This window comes from Nostoc sp. C117 (assembly GCF_043099735.1).
Classification (GTDB): Bacteria; Cyanobacteriota; Cyanobacteriia; order Cyanobacteriales; family Nostocaceae; genus Nostoc.
In genome coordinates this window covers 3,378,810-3,395,581 of sequence record NZ_CP170991.1, presented here as the reverse complement: position 1 = coordinate 3,395,581, position 16,772 = coordinate 3,378,810, and the positions used below count along the sequence as shown (strand labels likewise).

Sequence of the window (16,772 nt, the reverse complement as noted above, 5' to 3'; positions counted from 1 at the left end):
TAAGGAGTTACTTATGACTACAACTATTGAAACCTCCTTTCCGGAAGCACCAACCGCCGCCCCTGTATTAGAAATGCAGGGGATTGCCAAGCGATTTCATGGTGTACCTGCACTCCAAAATGTCAATCTGACAATTTATCCGGGAGAAGTTCACGCTCTCATGGGCGAGAACGGAGCAGGTAAAAGCACATTAATGAAGATTCTGGCTGGGGCTTATATTGCTGATGAAGGGGAAATTCGCATCAATGGTCAGGTGATAAAAATTACCGATCCAGCTTCAGCACGAAAGGCGGGGATTAATCTGATTTATCAAGAACTGAACGTCGCACCCAACTTAACTGTCACCGAAAATATCTTTATGGGTAGCGAGTTACGGCAGGGTCAGTTCTTAGACCGCAAAGCTATGGAACTGGAGGCACAGCAAGTACTCCAAAGCCTCGGAGCAAGTTTTACACCACAAACCATAGTTGGTACTTTGGCGATCGCCGAACAGCAGCAAGTAGAAATTGCCAGGGCGCTAAAGGACAAAAGCCGCGTTTTGGTGATGGATGAGCCAACAGCAGCTCTATCTGACCGTGAGACTCAGCATTTGTTTCAGGTGATTCGCCGACTGCGAGATGATGGCATCGCCATTATTTACATCAGTCACCGCATGGAAGAAATATATGCGTTGGCCGACCGGATTAGCGTACTGCGCGATGGTCAATACGTAGGCAGTCTCACACGAGAGGAAATTTCTGCCCAGCGACTAGTACAGATGATGGTCGGTCGCTCGATGCAAGACTTTTATGAGCATCAACGAGTAACCAATCCTGGCCCCGTGGTGCTGGAAGTCAAAAATATCAGCGACGGACGCAAGATTCAACCGACTAGTTTTCAAATCCGTGCTGGCGAGATCGTTGGTCTATCAGGGCTAGTGGGTGCTGGACGCACAGAAGTTTCCCGACTAATTTTTGGTGCCGATCGCAAAACCAGCGGCGAAGTCTTCCTGAATGGGGTGAAACTGAATATTAATAACCCCTCTGATGCCATTGCTGCCGGTATTGGTTACGTCCCAGAAGACCGCAAAGACCAAGGTTTATTTCTAGAGATGAGTTCTCGGAAAAATATTGCCCTGAACACACTCAAGCAAGATGCCAAAGCAGGAGTTGTTAACTGGGGTTCAGTCAATCGGTTGGCAACGGAAGCCGTAGAAAACTTCAATATCCGATTGGCAAATTTGGAAATCAGAGCCGTGGATCTTTCTGGTGGTAATCAGCAAAAGCTACTGTTAGCACGTTGGCTAGCCATTAAGCCGAGAGTCTTGATGCTCGATGAGCCGACACGCGGCGTAGATATCGGTGCCAAAAGCGAAATTTACCGAATTATTAGCGAACTAGCAGCCCAAGGGATTGCTATTTTAATGGTTTCCAGCGAACTAACAGAGGTGATTGGTATGAGCGATCGCATCCTAGTGATGCGAGAAGGACAGCTAGTAAGCGAACTTGACGGCAGTCCTGGTAAAGAAATTACCCAAGAAAAGATTATGCATTATGCAACAGGAGCATCGGAGGTAGTAACATCATGAGCCAGACAGTTAGACCCACCAAGAATAATCCAGTCGGCACAAATGCCAAGCAGGGTAATCGGAGAGCGATCGCCAGTTTCCTAGAAGTTGCAGGTATTCTCCCAATCCTTGTAATTATCTGTATCTTATTTACCTTCCTTTCTTCCAACTTCCTCACAGGCGGTAACCTCGTCAATATATTACGACAGGCATCCATCAACATTGTGTTGGCAACAGGAATGACCTTTGTGATTTTGACTGGAGGCATCGACCTTTCTGTGGGGTCAATATTGGCTGTTTCTGCCGTAGTTGGACTCTTAGTATCCTTAGTTCCGGCATTAGGTTGGGCGGCCGTACCTGCGGCGTTGGTAGTAGGATTGCTTTTAGGCTTACTCAACGGCGCTCTGATTACCTTTTTAGATGTACCACCTTTCATCGTCACACTGGGTTCTCTGACGGCTCTGCGGGGTGTTGCCTATTTGGTTGCCAATGGCACAACAGTGATTAACCGTGACATCAATTTTGCTTGGATTGGTAATAGCTATTTAGGTCCCCTTCCTTGGTTGGTAGTAATTGCCTTGCTGACCGTGGCAGTGAGTTGGTTTGTATTGCGACAGACTGTTTTAGGAGTGCAAATCTATGCCGTTGGTGGTAACGAGCGGGCAGCCAGATTAACTGGTATCAAAGTCAACCACGTATTGCTGTTTGTCTATGGTATCAGTGGATTGCTGGCAGGTTTGGGAGGAATCATGAGTGCCAGCCGTCTATATAGTGCTAGTGGTTTGCTGGGACAAGGTTACGAATTAGATGCGATCGCTGCGGTAATTCTTGGTGGCACCAGCTTTACAGGTGGCATTGGCACAATTGGCGGCACCCTTCTCGGTGCATTAATCATTGCTGTTCTCAACAATGGTTTAACACTGTTAAACATGTCTTACTTCTGGCAACTAGTCGTCAAAGGCCTAGTAATTATTATGGCAGTAATGATCGATCGCCTCCGCAGACGTTCCAGACGATAAACATTTTAGATTTTGGATTGAACAATCTAAAAATGTCTTTCCCCTATACCCCACATTCCAATCTCCACTCCCTAGTCCCCAGTCCCCAATCCCCAATCCCCAATCCCCAATCCCCAACATGTATGACTTCCACTACTAGTCGTCGTAAATCCAACACATTTTATGTCATTTTAATTGCAGGTGCTGCCGCTCTCGGTGGTTTTTTATTCGGTTTTGATACTGCGGTAATCAACGGTGCGGTTGTCGCTTTATCAAAAGCTTTTAACATCAGCAGTTGGTTAACTGGTTTTGCTGTGTCCTTAGCCTTGCTGGGATCTGCCGTAGGAGCTTTCCTGGCCGGACAGATTGCAGATCGTTATGGTCGAGTCAAGGCAATGGTAGTCGCTGCGGGGTTGTTTACTCTCAGTGCCATCGGCTCTGGAATCGCCTTCACTATCTGGGATTTTATCTTTTGGCGATTACTGGGTGGAATTGCAGTCGGCGCTGCTAGCGTCATTGCACCCGCTTATATTGCAGAATGTTCTCCTTCCGAATTGCGAGGAAGGCTAGGATCTCTCCAGCAACTAGCGATCGTGGTTGGAATTTTCATTGCTTTACTGAGTGACTACTTTATCGCTGTATCAGCAGGTTCAGCGGAGTTACCGTTTTTGTTTGGCATACCTGCCTGGCGCTGGATGTTTTGGACAGCAGTGCCTCCAGCAGTGATTTATGGAATGGCAGCTTTAACAATTCCCGAATCTCCCCGTTACTTAGTTGCTAAAGGACGAGAGCCAGAAGCTGTTAGCGTTCTCACCAAGATTTTGGGTGGTAACGTCTTGGCAAAAATCGAGGAAATTCGCCAAACAGTGATGCAAGAACGCGAGCCAAGGTTTTCCGATCTTTTGAAAAGAAGTGGCGGACTCCTCCCCATAGTTTGGATTGGAATCGGTTTATCTGTATTTCAGCAATTTGTTGGCATTAATGTCATCTTCTACTACAGCAGCGTTTTGTGGCGCGCAGTTGGGTTTTCAGAAAAAGATTCCCTAAAGGTTACAGTGATCACAGGAGCTGTAAATATTATTACAACACTGATTGCGATCGCCTTTGTAGACAAATTTGGTCGCAAACCCTTGCTCGTTCTTGGGTCAATCGGCATGACTGCAACCTTAGGGACGATGGCTTTTATGTTTAGAGCCGCTTCGGTAGATGCTTCTGGTAACCTTACTCTAACCGGCTCAGCGGGTATAGTGGCTCTCATCGCAGCCAATCTCTATGTATTTTGTTTCGGTTTCTCTTGGGGTCCAGTCACCTGGGTGCTGCTGGGAGAAATGTTTAATAATAAAATTCGCGCTGCTGCACTTTCAGTCGCGGCGGCAATGCAATGGGTGGCAAATTTCATCGTTTCTACAACATTTCCTCCCATACTGCAATATTTCGGACTGGGTTCTGCCTATGGTCTATATACAACTGCGGCGGCTATTTCATTGTTTTTCGTTCTCTTCTTTATTAAAGAAACCAAAGGAATGGAGTTAGAAGATATGTAAGTGACTGCAAGCTAATAGTATTTACCAATCAGTTCTGAATAGAGCTTTTTATTAACAGAAACCACCATTAAAAAAGAATTCAGAATTCAGGATTTATAATCAAGATGCTAGTGGACTTGCTCTAAACGTACTCCTGTTGAGAAGCAAGTTACGCCTAATGTCTCTGCTTCTCTTCAAGTGAGAGGCTAACACTAAGGGAGAAGAGAAGGCTTTATGCTGTGTTATTTACCACTTATACAGAATTCATACTAAATTCTGACTCCTGAATTCTATTTTAATAAATTGCATTTTTAAAAATCCATCTATTCTTTGACAGTTAATAGTTAAAAGATGAAAACTATCAATACGGCACTGTGTTCTTATGGATTATCCGGTTCGGTATTTCATGCACCATTTATAAATCTGCATCCTGGATTTAAATTACGAGGTTCTTGGGAAAGAAGCAAAAAGCTAATACAGAAAGATTATCCTGATGCAGAAAGCTATCCTTCCTTAGAAGCTTTGCTAATAGACGATCGAATTGATTTAGTAGTGGTAAATACGCCTACTAATACCCATTACGATTATACTAAACAAGCTTTACTTGCAGGAAAACATGTAGTAGTAGAAAAAGCATTTACTACAACAGTGGCAGAAGCAGAAGAACTGAAGGAATTAGCCCAAAAAAAGGAAAAGAAATTATCTGTATATCAAAACCGCAGGTGGGATAGTGATTTTAAAACAGTAAAAAAAATTGTCCAGGAAGGCGTGCTAGGAGATATTATTGAAGCAGAATTTCATTTTGATCGATACAAACCAACACTCAGTTATAAACAACACGTCGAAACTCCAGGTCCAGGGGCAGGAATCATCAAAGATTTAGGACCGCACTTAATAGATCAGGCTTTGAATTTATTTGGAATGCCTAACGCTGTTTTTGCAGACATGCGAATCACCAGAGAAGCATCACAAATAAATGATTATTTTGAGTCAATACTATATTACGACAAACTGCGCGTCAAATTGAAAGCGAGTTTTCTGGTGCGTGAACCTGTGCCGTCATACATTATACATGGCACAAAAGGTTCTTTTCTTAAAAGCAGGGCCGACGGACAAGAAGATAATTTACGGGCGGGTATGAAGCCGAACACATCTGATTGGTACACAGAGCCAGAAAGCGAATATGGTTTGCTGCACACAGAAAAAGCTGGAAAAGTAATTCGAGAAAAAGTAAAAAGCTCACAGGGCAGTTATTTAGGTTACTACGATGCAATGTATAAATCAATTGTTGATAATCAACCAATTGCCGTAACCGCTGAAGACGGAGTTAATGTGATGCGGATTATAGAAGCGGCTATTCAAAGCCACAATGAGCAAAAAGTAATAGCAGTTTGAAGAATAATTCAGAATTCAAGAGTCAGAATTACTCTTGGTGCGGAATTACCCCCGTCTAGAAACCAATACAGTTTAGCTCAACCCAAAACCCTCATGTAGAGACGCGATTTATCGCGTCTTCAAAGAATAATCATCTACACCAATAACCCTTAAACTAAGCGTATTGATGACCTAGAATCACCACTAATTCAAAGATTTAGTGGTAGTCTTAAACTCGTTTATTCAGATGCTTGCGAGCTACAGATATAGCAAGAGTTTTTCAACTCAAAACACAGATTTTTACCTATCTCTGATTCGATACCATACTACACCTAATGTTCAAACATCTTTTATACAGTTTTCCGCTTTTGTTGTTGACATGCCCAGCAGTTTGGGCAACACCTTTGGAGGATAATTCTGATGCCGCAGTTGCTAATTCTGGCACATTGCAAGGACAAGTCACCTCAGTTTCCCAATTTTCTGATGTACAGCCAACTGATTGGGCATTTGGGGCATTACAATCGCTGGTTGAACGCTACGGTTGTATTGCAGGTTATCCCAATTTCACTTATCGCGGCAACCGTGCCTTAAGCCGTTACGAATTTGCCGCAGGTTTAAATGCTTGTTTAGATCGAATTAATGAGTTAATTGCAACAGCTACTGGCGATTTAGTTAATAAGCAAGACTTGGCAGTGCTGCAAAAGTTGCAGACAGACTTTGCAGCAGAACTGGCAACTCTGCGCGGGCGGGTGGATAGCTTAGAGGCGCGTACAGCAACACTAGAAGCACAACAGTTTTCCACGACTACCAGATTGAATGCTCAAATTATTACTGCGATTAGTGATACGTTTGGTAATAAGGTAGGAGGAAATCGCGATGAATCCCAGACTTACTTCGCAACTCGCGGCCGTCTCAATTTAGAGAGCAGTTTCACAGGCAAAGATTTATTACGAGTCCGACTAGAATTTGGCAACTTTGCCAATTCCAGTGGCTCAAGCCAAATCGCGGCACTCACTGGTACAGGGATGACCCGCCTGAACTTCGATAATGACAGTAATAATACACTCTTTATTCCCCACATTCGTTACTATTTCCCAGTTAGTGATTCCCTCTCCTTTGTTGTCGGTCCCACAGGCATTGGTTACAACGACATCACAGATAACGTCACCCCTGCCACCATTGGGGATGATGGTAACGGTATTCCGTCATTGTTTGGCAAGAATAGTTTTCTCTTCGAGCGAGGCGGCGGCGGTGCAGCCGCTAATTGGAATATCAGCAAAGACTTGGTTCTTACCTTGGGCTATTTAGCAGATAGTCCTAATAACCCCACCCAAAGAAATGGATTATTTGATGGCGGCTACAACGCTCTAGCTCATTTAGTGTATTACGGCAAAAAAGGAGCAATTGGTGTCGCCTACTCTCATGGCTATACCCCTGCTGGTTCTGTTAATATCACAGCCGGAAGAGGTAGCGCTCTATCAAATGCTCCCTTTGGTAACAACATTGCTACTAGCAACAGCATTGCTGGCGTACAGGGATACTATCGATTTTCCCCAAATTTCCAGATTCACGGTTGGGGTGGATATATTTGGGCAAATGCCAAGAACTCTGGTTTCAGTGATATTTCTAATGGTACGGGTGGAACAGATTCTCTGTTTGTGAACAATGGTGATAATGCTAATGCCTGGTTTGGGGCAATTGGCCTGTCGTTTCCAGATGTGGGGGGTAAGGGCAATCTGCCAGGAATTCTCTTTGGTTTGCCACCACGGGTATCTAACAGTGATGTCCGTCAAGAGAGAGATAACTCTTACCACCTCGAAGCATTCTACCGCTGGCGAATGAACGATCGCATTTCAGTGACTCCTGGTTTTTGGATGATTCTCAACCCAGAAAATAACAGCCAAAATGATACTCAATATGTAGGGGTAATTCGCACAACGTTCGATTTTTAAATTTTGAGACCTTTTTTTCTCCAGCAAATACCAATACTGCTCGGGTTTTGCATTTTAACTCGGAATTGGGTTTGGGGTAAAGGTTAAAGGGTAAAGGTTAAAGGGTAAAGGTTAAAGGTTTTTTCTTTCCCCTTTCCCTTTCCCCTTTTCCCCTTAACCGACAAGAGTATTGCAGCAAATACTGCCTTTCTAGATAAAAAAGGCGATCGCAGTGCGATCGCCTTTTTGGGATAACCTAGTGAGTATGTATGGTTCTGGACTTAGTACGTTACCCTTCTTTTTAGTTACGTGAAGTTAAGGAATCAAATTGGATTCCGATAGTATCTATTTAATTTCCTCAAAATTCTCAATGGTGAGATATATTTCTTCGTCAGCTATTTGACTATTGTAATCGATATTAATTTTGGTTGGATAGCCAAGTTTAGGACTGTACTCTAAATCGAGGTTGTAGGCTTTACGGTTGATAGCATCTTGAATTACATTAAAAAGCTTAGGAATTGTGTTGTAGTTTTCAAAGAATTGTGGATTTTCAACTGGTTTACCTGTAGCTACAGAAGTGATTTTGATTTTACCATTACGTACTTCAATTACTACTGGTCCTCTAGCTTCTGGTGTACAAAAACAACCATTGCTAAATGTATAGCGATAGTTAGAAATATTTTGCTGATTCCACAAACGGCGATTAAAATTTAATCGTCTTAGATTTAAATTATTAGTCTCTGGACAGTGTGCTACTTGTATGGGAGTTTGGGAGATTGCTGGTAGGTTAAGACCTACAGATAGCAACAAGCTGGTACTGATAATAAGAGCTAGGCGCATATGAATCCATGAAATTGTCAAAACCTTAAATATATTAATTCATTAAGTCTTTAAATATACTTTATATTTTGATTAAATACCTGTATCCTAAGAGGACATTTCAGAAGTGATGAGAGGTCAAATTTTATGCCAAACATCTGATTGCGATCCGAATCAGCTTCAGACGGACTCACCGCTCGGTTGTGGCTAACTCTAACCCAGGCTCTAAGTCGGTTATGTAGCCTCAGTAAATTTCCGTCTTTACGCCACGTACACAAGTAGCGATACACGGTCTAGGTGGTAAATCTCCAGGTAAGTCATGCCAAGTACGGCCTTAGGTTAACAGGTAAAAGAAAGATCGCATTCAGGACATCCCACACCTCAACCTTCCGAGGACGACCCCCAAATTTGGCAGGTGGAATTAAAGGTTCAATCAATTCTCATTGTTCCAGGGTCAAGTTGCTGGAGTACACTTTACTCATAGCTATCTTCGGTACTGTTTCTATGTCTCGACTTCGGCGATGAGAGAACTAAAACGAAGCGAGAAACGTTCAAATCGCTGCTGCAAAACCTCTTAAGCGATATTGCTACAGCGGTTGTTGCTTCGTTCTGTCGCATTGTGCATCTCGAATAATACTGATTCCACCCCAAAGAACTAGGCTTGCGATTCCAAATCCAACAATTAAATCGGGAAACCGAGAATTGAATAGAGTGACTAGCAAACCTGCGACGATCACACTGAAATTTGCAATTACATCATTCTGCGTAAATATCCAACTTGCCCGCATATGTACCTCACCCTTACGATGCTTTGAGAGAAGGTACAAACCATAACTGTTAGCAATCAGCGCCAAGAGAGCAATTCCCATCATCCAGCCTGATTCCGGTGAACTCTCCCCCCAAACAAACCGTCGAATCACATCGACGACAACCATCACGGCTAACGCGATCTGAAAAATACCACTTAGAGTCGCTGCACGATTCTTGTGATGCGCCGATTTGCCAACTGCATAAAGCGACATCGCGTAAACCGAAGCATCTGCAAACATATCTAATGAGTCTGCAACTAGGGCAGTTGAATGCGCTAAAACTCCTGCCACAATTCCGACGACAAACATTGTGCCATTAATAAATAACAGAATTCGCAGCGTTTTACGCTCCGCTGCGTTCTTCGCTTCCATGTGACATCCACAGTCTGACATTGTGCCTCCTGATTAGCTTGTTGTTATTCGTTCTTTGAGCAGTTGTAGCGGGTACATTCATAAACTCCTTTTGCTACATCAGCCAGTAACTCATCGACCATTTCCAATATCTCAGCAACTCGTGGATCGGCGAGTTGATAGCTCGTGTACCGTCCTTGCTGTAGGGTGTTTACCAAACCACAATCACGGAGACAGCCCAAGTGGTTTGAGGTGTTAGATTGCGATAGCCCGGTTGCTTCAACAATTTCACTCACGGTCATTGGACGCGATCGCAGCACGTCCAAAATTGCCAATCGTGACGAATCAGAAAACCCACGTAAGAGTTTTGCTTTCAAGCGAGTGGACTGGGATTGAGCAGAGAGAATCATATGCTTAGTTTCAATACAAAGCTCTTTTATATCATCATATCAGCAAATAATGATATATAAACACTTGAAAGCTTATTTATACCCTTACGTGAGCAGCATCAGACAAACTTCAAGCTACCGCCACACCAAGAAGCACGAGCGCGCATAAGCTGTAGTTATGCCAAGAGCGCTTTTTTACCCATCCATTCGCTTTTGAAACATTCTCTTACGGTACAGTAATCGATCGCAGTCAGAAGCTAATATGCGTCTAAATTATATAAACACTCTTGATGGTCGTTGACTGTTTGTTGACGGGTTTTCAGTCATTATCGAATTATTCTTTAACGATATAGCCAAACACGCAGGAGTGAAAGCAATTGTTCGGTATCTACGGGTTTGGTGATATAGTCTGATGCACCTGCTTCAATACACTTTTCGCGATCGCCTTGCATGGCTTTAGCAGTGAGTGCAATAATCGGCAAAGACTGAAACTGATTGTTTTGGCGGATTTGGCGGGTTGTTTCGTAACCGTCCATTTCTGGCATCATTACGTCCATTAAAACCACATCAATATCTGGTGTATTTTCTAACAGGCTAATTCCTTCTCTGCCGTTTTCAGCATATAACACCTGGATTTGATAACGCTCCAGCATACTTGTTAGAGCAAAGATATTCCGCATATCATCGTCTACAATTAGGGCTTTTTTACCAGCGAGTAAGTAGTCTCGAGAATGCAGCTGTTCAAGTATTTGTCGCTTCGGTGCTGGTAAATTTGCTTGGACTCGGTGTAAAAATAACGCTGTTTCATCAAGGAGACGTTCGGGCGATCGCACATCTTTAATGATGATTGTCTCTGCAATCCGCCTCAATTCAGTTTCTTGAGCTTTGCTAATTTCTCTACCAGTGTAAACAATAATTGGGAGAGTTTTGCCGTTAGGTATTTGTTTGATTTGCTCGATTAATTCAAACCCAGTCATGTCTGGTAACCCTAAATCCAGGACGAGACAATCAAAATGCTGAGTGCGGATGGCTTCTAAGGCTTCTGCACCGGTGGCTACAGCAGTGGTAGCAACATCGCTGTTGCCAATTAACTCCACAATGCTATGACGTTGAGTGTCATCATCTTCGACTACGAGTAAATTTTTCACTTGGCGTTCGACAAAACCTTTAATTTTGTTCAACGCTTCCGCGATTGTCTCACTAGTTAAAGGCTTTTGTAGATATGCGATCGCTCCTAATTGCAAACCGCGTTGTCTTCCCTCCTCAACAGTCATGATATGTATGGGAATGTGGCGCGTATTCGGGTCATGTTTGAGACGATCTAATACCGTCCACCCATCCATTTCTGGTAATCTTATATCCAGCAAAACAGCTGAAGGCAGAAATTGCTGTGCGAGCATCAAGCCTGTAGTGCCAGTTTGGGCAGTTATCACCTTGAATCCATGCTGTTGCGCCATATCTAGAAGGATACGGGCAAAGTTAACGTCATCTTCGACAATTAATAATACGCGATCGCCAATGGTAATTGTAGTGCGATCGTCATTAATGAGTGCTGTTAGCGGATAGCTAAGGTTTAGCCCGTGCTGAGTGCTGAGTGCTGAGTGGGGAGTGAGGAGTGAGGAGTAGGAAGTGGAGAGTGGTTTTGATGTTGACTCAGCACTCGGAACTCGAAACGGGCTAAACGCCCCGCTATCGCTAACGGAACTCAATTGTGGTAAATAGAATGTAAAGGTGCTACCTTCACCAGGTTGACTGATTAGTTTAATTTCGCCGCCGAAGAGACGGGCAATTTCGCGGCTAATTGATAAGCCCAATCCGGTGCCGCCGTATTTCCGACTGGTAGAGCCATCGGCTTGCTGAAATGCCTCAAAAATGACTTTCTGTTTTTCTGGGGCAATGCCAATGCCTGTATCGCTGACTGAGAAGGCAATGACAACCTCGGCGCGATTCAAAGTTTCGTTGTCGGGACTCCATCCCTGTTTTACTACCGCAACCCGCAACCGGACTTCTCCTTCCTCTGTAAATTTAAAGGCGTTGGAGAGGAGATTTTTCAAAACCTGTTGTAAGCGTTTGACATCTGTGTAGATGGTGGAGGGCAATTCGGGAATAAATTCAATTGCAAACGTAAGTCCTTTGCTTTGAGCTACTTGCCGGAAGGTACGGTCAGTCTGCTCGCCTAAATCTACCAAGGGCATTTGGGTCATATCAATTGACATGGTTCCAGATTCAATTTTGGCGAGATCGAGAATGTCATTAATCAACGTCAACAAATCAGTACCTGCTGAGTAAATTGTCTGGCTGTATTCGACTTGTTTCTTGCTGAGGTTACCCTCAAGGTTATCTGTTAACAGCTGCGCCAAAATTAGTAAGCTGTTCAGTGGTGTCCGCAATTCGTGGGACATATTGGCGAGAAATTCTGACTTGTATTTGGAAGAGAGGGCTAGTTGTTCCGCCTTGTCTTCCAAAGACCTTCTTGCTTGTTCGATTTCCCGGTTTTTGCGCTCGACTTCTTTCTTTTGTTGAGCTAGCAACTCTGCTTTTTCTTCTAATTCAGCGTTGGTTTGTTGCAGTTCTTCTTGCTGTCCTTTGAGTAAATCTTCAGAAGTTTTGAGTGATTGGGCTTGTTGTTCTAAGCGTTTGTTGGTTTCTCGGAGTTCATTTTGCTGGGTTTGCAGTTCTTCAGCTAAAGATTGCGACTGCTTGAGTAATTCTTCCGTTCGCATGGAAGCGGCGATGGTATTCAGGACGATGGCGATACTTTCGGTAAGTTGGTCGAAGAATGTCAAGTGAATTTCGCTAAAGCGGCGGAAGGATGCTAATTCAATGACTGCTGTCACTTGTCCTTCAAAGAGTACGGGTAGCACGACGGCATTTAAGGGTGTGGCTTCTCCTAGTCCAGAAGAGATTCTGACATAATCACTTGGTACGTCTGTGATCAAAATTCGCTCTTTTTCTAGGGCGCATTGTCCCACCAACCCTTCACCCAAGAAGAAGCGGTTAGCTAGATGTCTGCGTTCCCGGTAAGCATAGCTACTAATTAATTTCAAATACGGGGTATTTTCTCCAGACTCCATCAGGAAGAAGACGCCGTGTTGCGCTCCTACCAAGGGTGCCAGTTCTGAGAGAATTAGTTTAGATACGGTTTCCAAGTCTCGCTGACCTTGAAGCATTCGCGTAAACTTGGCTAAGTTAGTTTTCAACCAGTCTTGTTCGGTATTTTTCTGGGTTGTCTCCCGCAGATTGGCAATCATCTGGTTGATGTTGTCTTTGAGGATGGCAACTTCACCCAGTGCTTCCACGGCGATGGAACGGGTTAAATCGCCTTTAGTTACGGCTGTAGCTACTTCCGCGATCGCTCTTAACTGGGTGGTAAGTGTAGCAGCGAGTTCGTTAACGTTATCTGTCAAGTCTTTCCAAGTCCCAGCCGCCCCAGGTACTTTGGCTTGTCCGCCTAACTTTCCTTCAATTCCCACTTCTCGCGCTACTGTGGTTACCTGATTGGCAAAGGTAGCTAGGGTATCAATCATCTCATTAATTGTCTCTGCCAAGGTTTCAATTTCTCCCTTGGCATCTAACATCAATTTCCGTTTCAAGTCACCGTTAGCAACTGCGGTTACAACTCTGGCAATACCGCGCACTTGGGCTGTGAGATTCCCCGCCATTGAGTTCACGTTGTCGGTTAAATCTTTCCAGGTACCTGCAACTCCTTGGACTTGGGCTTGTCCGCCCAATTTCCCTTCGGTTCCCACCTCCCGCGCTACCCGCGTTACTTCCGATGCAAAGGAACTGAGTTGATCGACCATTGTATTGGTCGTGTTCTTCAAATCCAAAATTTCACCTCTGGCATCGACGGTGATTTTCTTCGAGAGGTCGCCATTCGCTACCGCCTTGGTAACCTCGGCGATGTTGCGGACTTGTCCGGTGAGGTTCCCCGCCATTGAGTTCACGTTGTCGGTCAAATCTTTCCAGGTACCTGCAACTCCTCTGACGTAGGCTTGGACGCCTAATTTTCCTTCGGTTCCCACCTCACGGGCAACTCTTGTAACTTCTGATGCAAAGGAATTGAGTTGATCCACCATCGTGTTGATCGTGTTCTTGAGTTCTTGAATTTCCCCTTTGACATCGACGGTGATTTTTTTAGATAAGTCGCCATTTGCGACCGCTGTGGTCACTTCGGCAATGTTGCGGACTTGTGCCGTCAAGCTTCCCGCCATGAAGTTTACACTGTCAGTTAAGTCCTTCCAAGTGCCGGCTACACCCTTAACTTCTGCTTGGACGCCTAATTTTCCTTCGGTTCCCACCTCACGAGCAACTCTTGTAACTTCTGATGCAAAGGAATTGAGTTGATCCACCATTGTGTTGACGGTGTTTTTCAGTTCGAGAATTTCACCTTTGACATCAACAGAGATTTTTTTAGATAAGTCGCCGTTAGCTACAGCGGTGGTAACGGCGGCAATGTTTCGCACCTGTGCTGTTAAACTTCCCGCCATAAAGTTCACGCTGTCAGTTAAGTCCTTCCAAGTGCCAGCGACACCGCGTACATCTGCTTGGACACCCAGTTTACCTTCACTTCCCACCTCTCGCGCCACCCTTGTCACTTCTGATGCAAAGGAGTTGAGTTGATCCACCATGATATTGATCGTGTTTTTCAACTCGAGAATTTCGCCTTTGACAGCAACAGTAATTTTCTTAGAAAGGTCGCCGTTAGCGATCGCAGTTGTCACTTCGGCAATGTTCCGCACCTGCGCTGTCAAGCTTCCCGCCATAAAATTCACGCTATCGGTCAAGTCTTTCCAAGTGCCCGCAACGTCTTTTACATCTGCTTGGACACCTAATTTTCCTTCGGTTCCTACCTCCCGCGCCACCCGCGTTACTTCCGATGCAAAGGAACTGAGTTGATCCACCATCGTGTTGATCGTGTTCTTCAGTTCCAGAATTTCCCCTTTGACATCGACGGTAATTTTCTTAGAAAGGTCGCCTGTTGCCACTGCTGTTGTCACTTCAGCAATGTTTCGCACCTGTGCCGTCAAGCTTCCCGCCATGAAGTTCACGCTGTCGGTTAAGTCTTTCCAAGTGCCAGCCACCCCACGCACTTCTGCTTGGACGCCCAGTTTTCCTTCACTACCTACCTCTCGCGCCACCCGCGTTACTTCACTTGCAAAGGAATTGAGCTGATCCACCATCGTGTTGATCGTGTTTTTCAGTTCGAGAATTTCCCCTTTGACATCAACGGTGATTTTTTTGGAAAGGTCACCTGTTGCTACAGCTGTTGTCACTTCGGCAATATTCCGCACCTGTGCTGTTAAACTTCCCGCCATAAAGTTCACGCTGTCAGTGAGATCCTTCCAAGTGCCAGCTACACCTTTTACATCTGCTTGCACGCCGAGTTTCCCTTCACTGCCTACCTCACGGGCAACCCGCGTTACTTCTGATGCAAAGGAACTGAGTTGATCCACCATGATATTGATCGTGTTCTTCAGTTCGAGAATTTCCCCTCTGACATCCACGGTGATTTTTTTCGAGAGGTCACCATTGGCGATCGCTGTAGCAACTTCGGCAATATTTCGCACTTGTCCGGTGAGATTACCCGCCATTAAATTCACGTTGTCCGTCAAGTCTTTCCAAGTCCCCGCCACTCCCCGAACTTCGGCTTGGACGCCCAACTTACCCTCGGTTCCCACCTCACGGGCAACTCTGGTAACTTCTGATGCAAAGGAATTTAGTTGATCCACCATCGTGTTGATCGTGTTCTTCAGTTCAAGAATTTCGCCCTTCACATCCACAGTGATTTTCTTGGAAAGATCGCCGTTAGCTACCGCCGTGGTGACTTCGGCAATATTCCGCACCTGTGCCGTTAAGCTTCCCGCCATGAAATTCACGCTGTCAGTGAGATCCTTCCAGGTACCCGCTACCCCCCGGACTTCTGCTTGACCGCCCAATTTACCTTCTGCACCCACCTCACGGGCAACTCTTGTCACCTCTGATGCAAAGGAATTTAGTTGATCCACCATGATGTTAACGGTGTTTTTCAACTCCAAAATTTCGCCTCTGACATCGACTGTGATTTTTTTAGATAGGTCGCCGTTAGCTACTGCTGTGGTGACTTCGGCAATGTTGCGGACTTGGGCAGTTAAATTACCCGCCATTAAATTCACGTTGTCAGTGAGATCTTTCCAAGTACCTGCGACTCCTTTAACTTCGGCTTGGACGCCTAACTTGCCTTCAGTTCCCACCTCACGGGCAACTCTGGTTACCTCAGATGCAAATGAATTTAACTGATCCACCATTGTGTTAACGGTGTTCTTCAACTCCAGAATTTCGCCTTTGACATCGACAGTGATTTTTTTGGATAAGTCACCATTGGCGATCGCAGTAGCAACTTCGGCAATATTACGAACTTGTCCGGTGAGATTACCTGCCATCAAGTTAACGTTGTCTGTCAAATCTTTCCAAGTGCCAGCAACACCTTGCACTTCGGCTTGAACGCCGAGTTTACCTTCAGTTCCCACTTCACGGGCGACCCTTGTTACCTCGCTGGCAAAGGAACCCAGGCGATCTACCATTGTGTTGACAATATTGGCAGTTTGGAGAAACTCACCTTGCAGGGGTCTGCCGTCAATTTCTGTAGCGATGGTTTGCGATAAGTCCCCATTAGCCACAGATCGGATCACGCGAGTCGTTTCGGCTGTTGGTTGGACTAAATCTGTAATTAAAGTATTGACAGAAGTGACGCAATCTGACCACGAACCGCGAACATCTCCTAAAGAGGCGCGTTCAGCAATCTTTCCTTCTTTGCCGACAACATTACCAATCCGCTGTAGCTCCGCCGCCATTCGCTGATTTTGATCGATAATATTATTCAGTGTATCAGCAATTTTACCGCCAATACCAGTATGGTCTAAGGGCATCCGAGCCGAGAAGTCACCTTGCTTGACAGCAGCCAGTGTTCTCAGTAGCTGATTTAAATCTAGATTGTCGCTGTCTCTAGTCAACTGTTCGGTTGCCATAGCCTTATCCTTAATAAATATTGAA

At 44.8% G+C, this 16,772-nt stretch carries 9 protein-coding genes and 1 pseudogene; 5 read left to right on the top strand and 5 right to left on the bottom strand.

Annotation, left to right across the window (positions count from 1 at the left end):
• The first annotated feature begins 13 nt into the window (after nucleotides 1-13).
• From ACFG4S_RS14805 to ACFG4S_RS14785, 5 genes are all read left to right on the top strand, one after another.
• Nucleotides 14-1,567 carry a sugar ABC transporter ATP-binding protein gene (locus ACFG4S_RS14805; protein WP_392535507.1) on the top strand — a complete coding sequence of 518 codons (1,554 nt, stop codon included), beginning with the start codon at nucleotides 14-16 and terminating at the stop codon, nucleotides 1,565-1,567.
• Nucleotides 1,564-2,565 carry a ribose ABC transporter permease gene (locus ACFG4S_RS14800; protein ID WP_392535506.1) on the top strand — a complete coding sequence of 334 codons (1,002 nt, stop codon included), beginning with the start codon at nucleotides 1,564-1,566 and terminating at the stop codon, nucleotides 2,563-2,565. The genes ACFG4S_RS14805 and ACFG4S_RS14800 overlap by 4 nt, the downstream gene beginning before the upstream one ends.
• A 122-nt stretch (nucleotides 2,566-2,687) precedes the next feature.
• Nucleotides 2,688-4,088, top strand: a complete 1,401-nt coding sequence (locus ACFG4S_RS14795; RefSeq protein WP_392535505.1) for a sugar porter family MFS transporter — start codon at nucleotides 2,688-2,690, stop codon at nucleotides 4,086-4,088.
• A gap of 330 nt (nucleotides 4,089-4,418) precedes the next feature.
• Complete coding sequence (locus tag ACFG4S_RS14790; protein ID WP_392535504.1) at nucleotides 4,419-5,462, top strand: Gfo/Idh/MocA family oxidoreductase; 1,044 nt, start codon at nucleotides 4,419-4,421, stop codon at nucleotides 5,460-5,462.
• A gap of 314 nt (nucleotides 5,463-5,776) precedes the next feature.
• On the top strand, nucleotides 5,777-7,393 hold the full coding sequence (locus ACFG4S_RS14785; RefSeq protein ID WP_392535503.1) for an iron uptake porin: 1,617 nt from the start codon (nucleotides 5,777-5,779) through the stop codon (nucleotides 7,391-7,393).
• A 324-nt stretch (nucleotides 7,394-7,717) separates the two neighbouring features.
• Here ACFG4S_RS14785 and ACFG4S_RS14780 read toward each other — a convergent pair whose 3' ends face one another.
• The 5 genes and pseudogenes from ACFG4S_RS14780 to ACFG4S_RS14760 all read right to left on the bottom strand — a co-directional run bounded on the left by ACFG4S_RS14780 (nucleotide 7,718) and on the right by ACFG4S_RS14760 (nucleotide 16,747).
• Nucleotides 7,718-8,212, bottom strand: a complete 495-nt coding sequence (locus tag ACFG4S_RS14780; RefSeq protein WP_392535502.1) for a DUF6174 domain-containing protein — start codon at nucleotides 8,210-8,212, stop codon at nucleotides 7,718-7,720.
• Nucleotides 8,213-8,358: 146 nt separating this feature from the next.
• Nucleotides 8,359-8,628, bottom strand: a pseudogene (locus tag ACFG4S_RS14775) (transposase); the annotation flags it as partial.
• A 150-nt stretch (nucleotides 8,629-8,778) separates the two neighbouring features.
• A complete protein-coding gene (locus ACFG4S_RS14770) occupies nucleotides 8,779-9,393 on the bottom strand; it encodes a cation diffusion facilitator family transporter (protein WP_392535501.1) in 615 nt (204 codons plus the stop codon).
• Between the two features lie 23 nt (nucleotides 9,394-9,416).
• Nucleotides 9,417-9,761 carry an ArsR/SmtB family transcription factor gene (locus tag ACFG4S_RS14765; protein ID WP_392535500.1) on the bottom strand — a complete coding sequence of 115 codons (345 nt, stop codon included), beginning with the start codon at nucleotides 9,759-9,761 and terminating at the stop codon, nucleotides 9,417-9,419.
• Nucleotides 9,762-10,081: 320 nt separating this feature from the next.
• Nucleotides 10,082-16,747: a HAMP domain-containing protein gene (locus tag ACFG4S_RS14760; RefSeq protein WP_392535499.1), complete on the bottom strand. Its 6,666-nt coding sequence runs from the start codon at nucleotides 16,745-16,747 to the stop codon at nucleotides 10,082-10,084.
• Nucleotides 16,748-16,772: the final 25 nt, after the last annotated feature.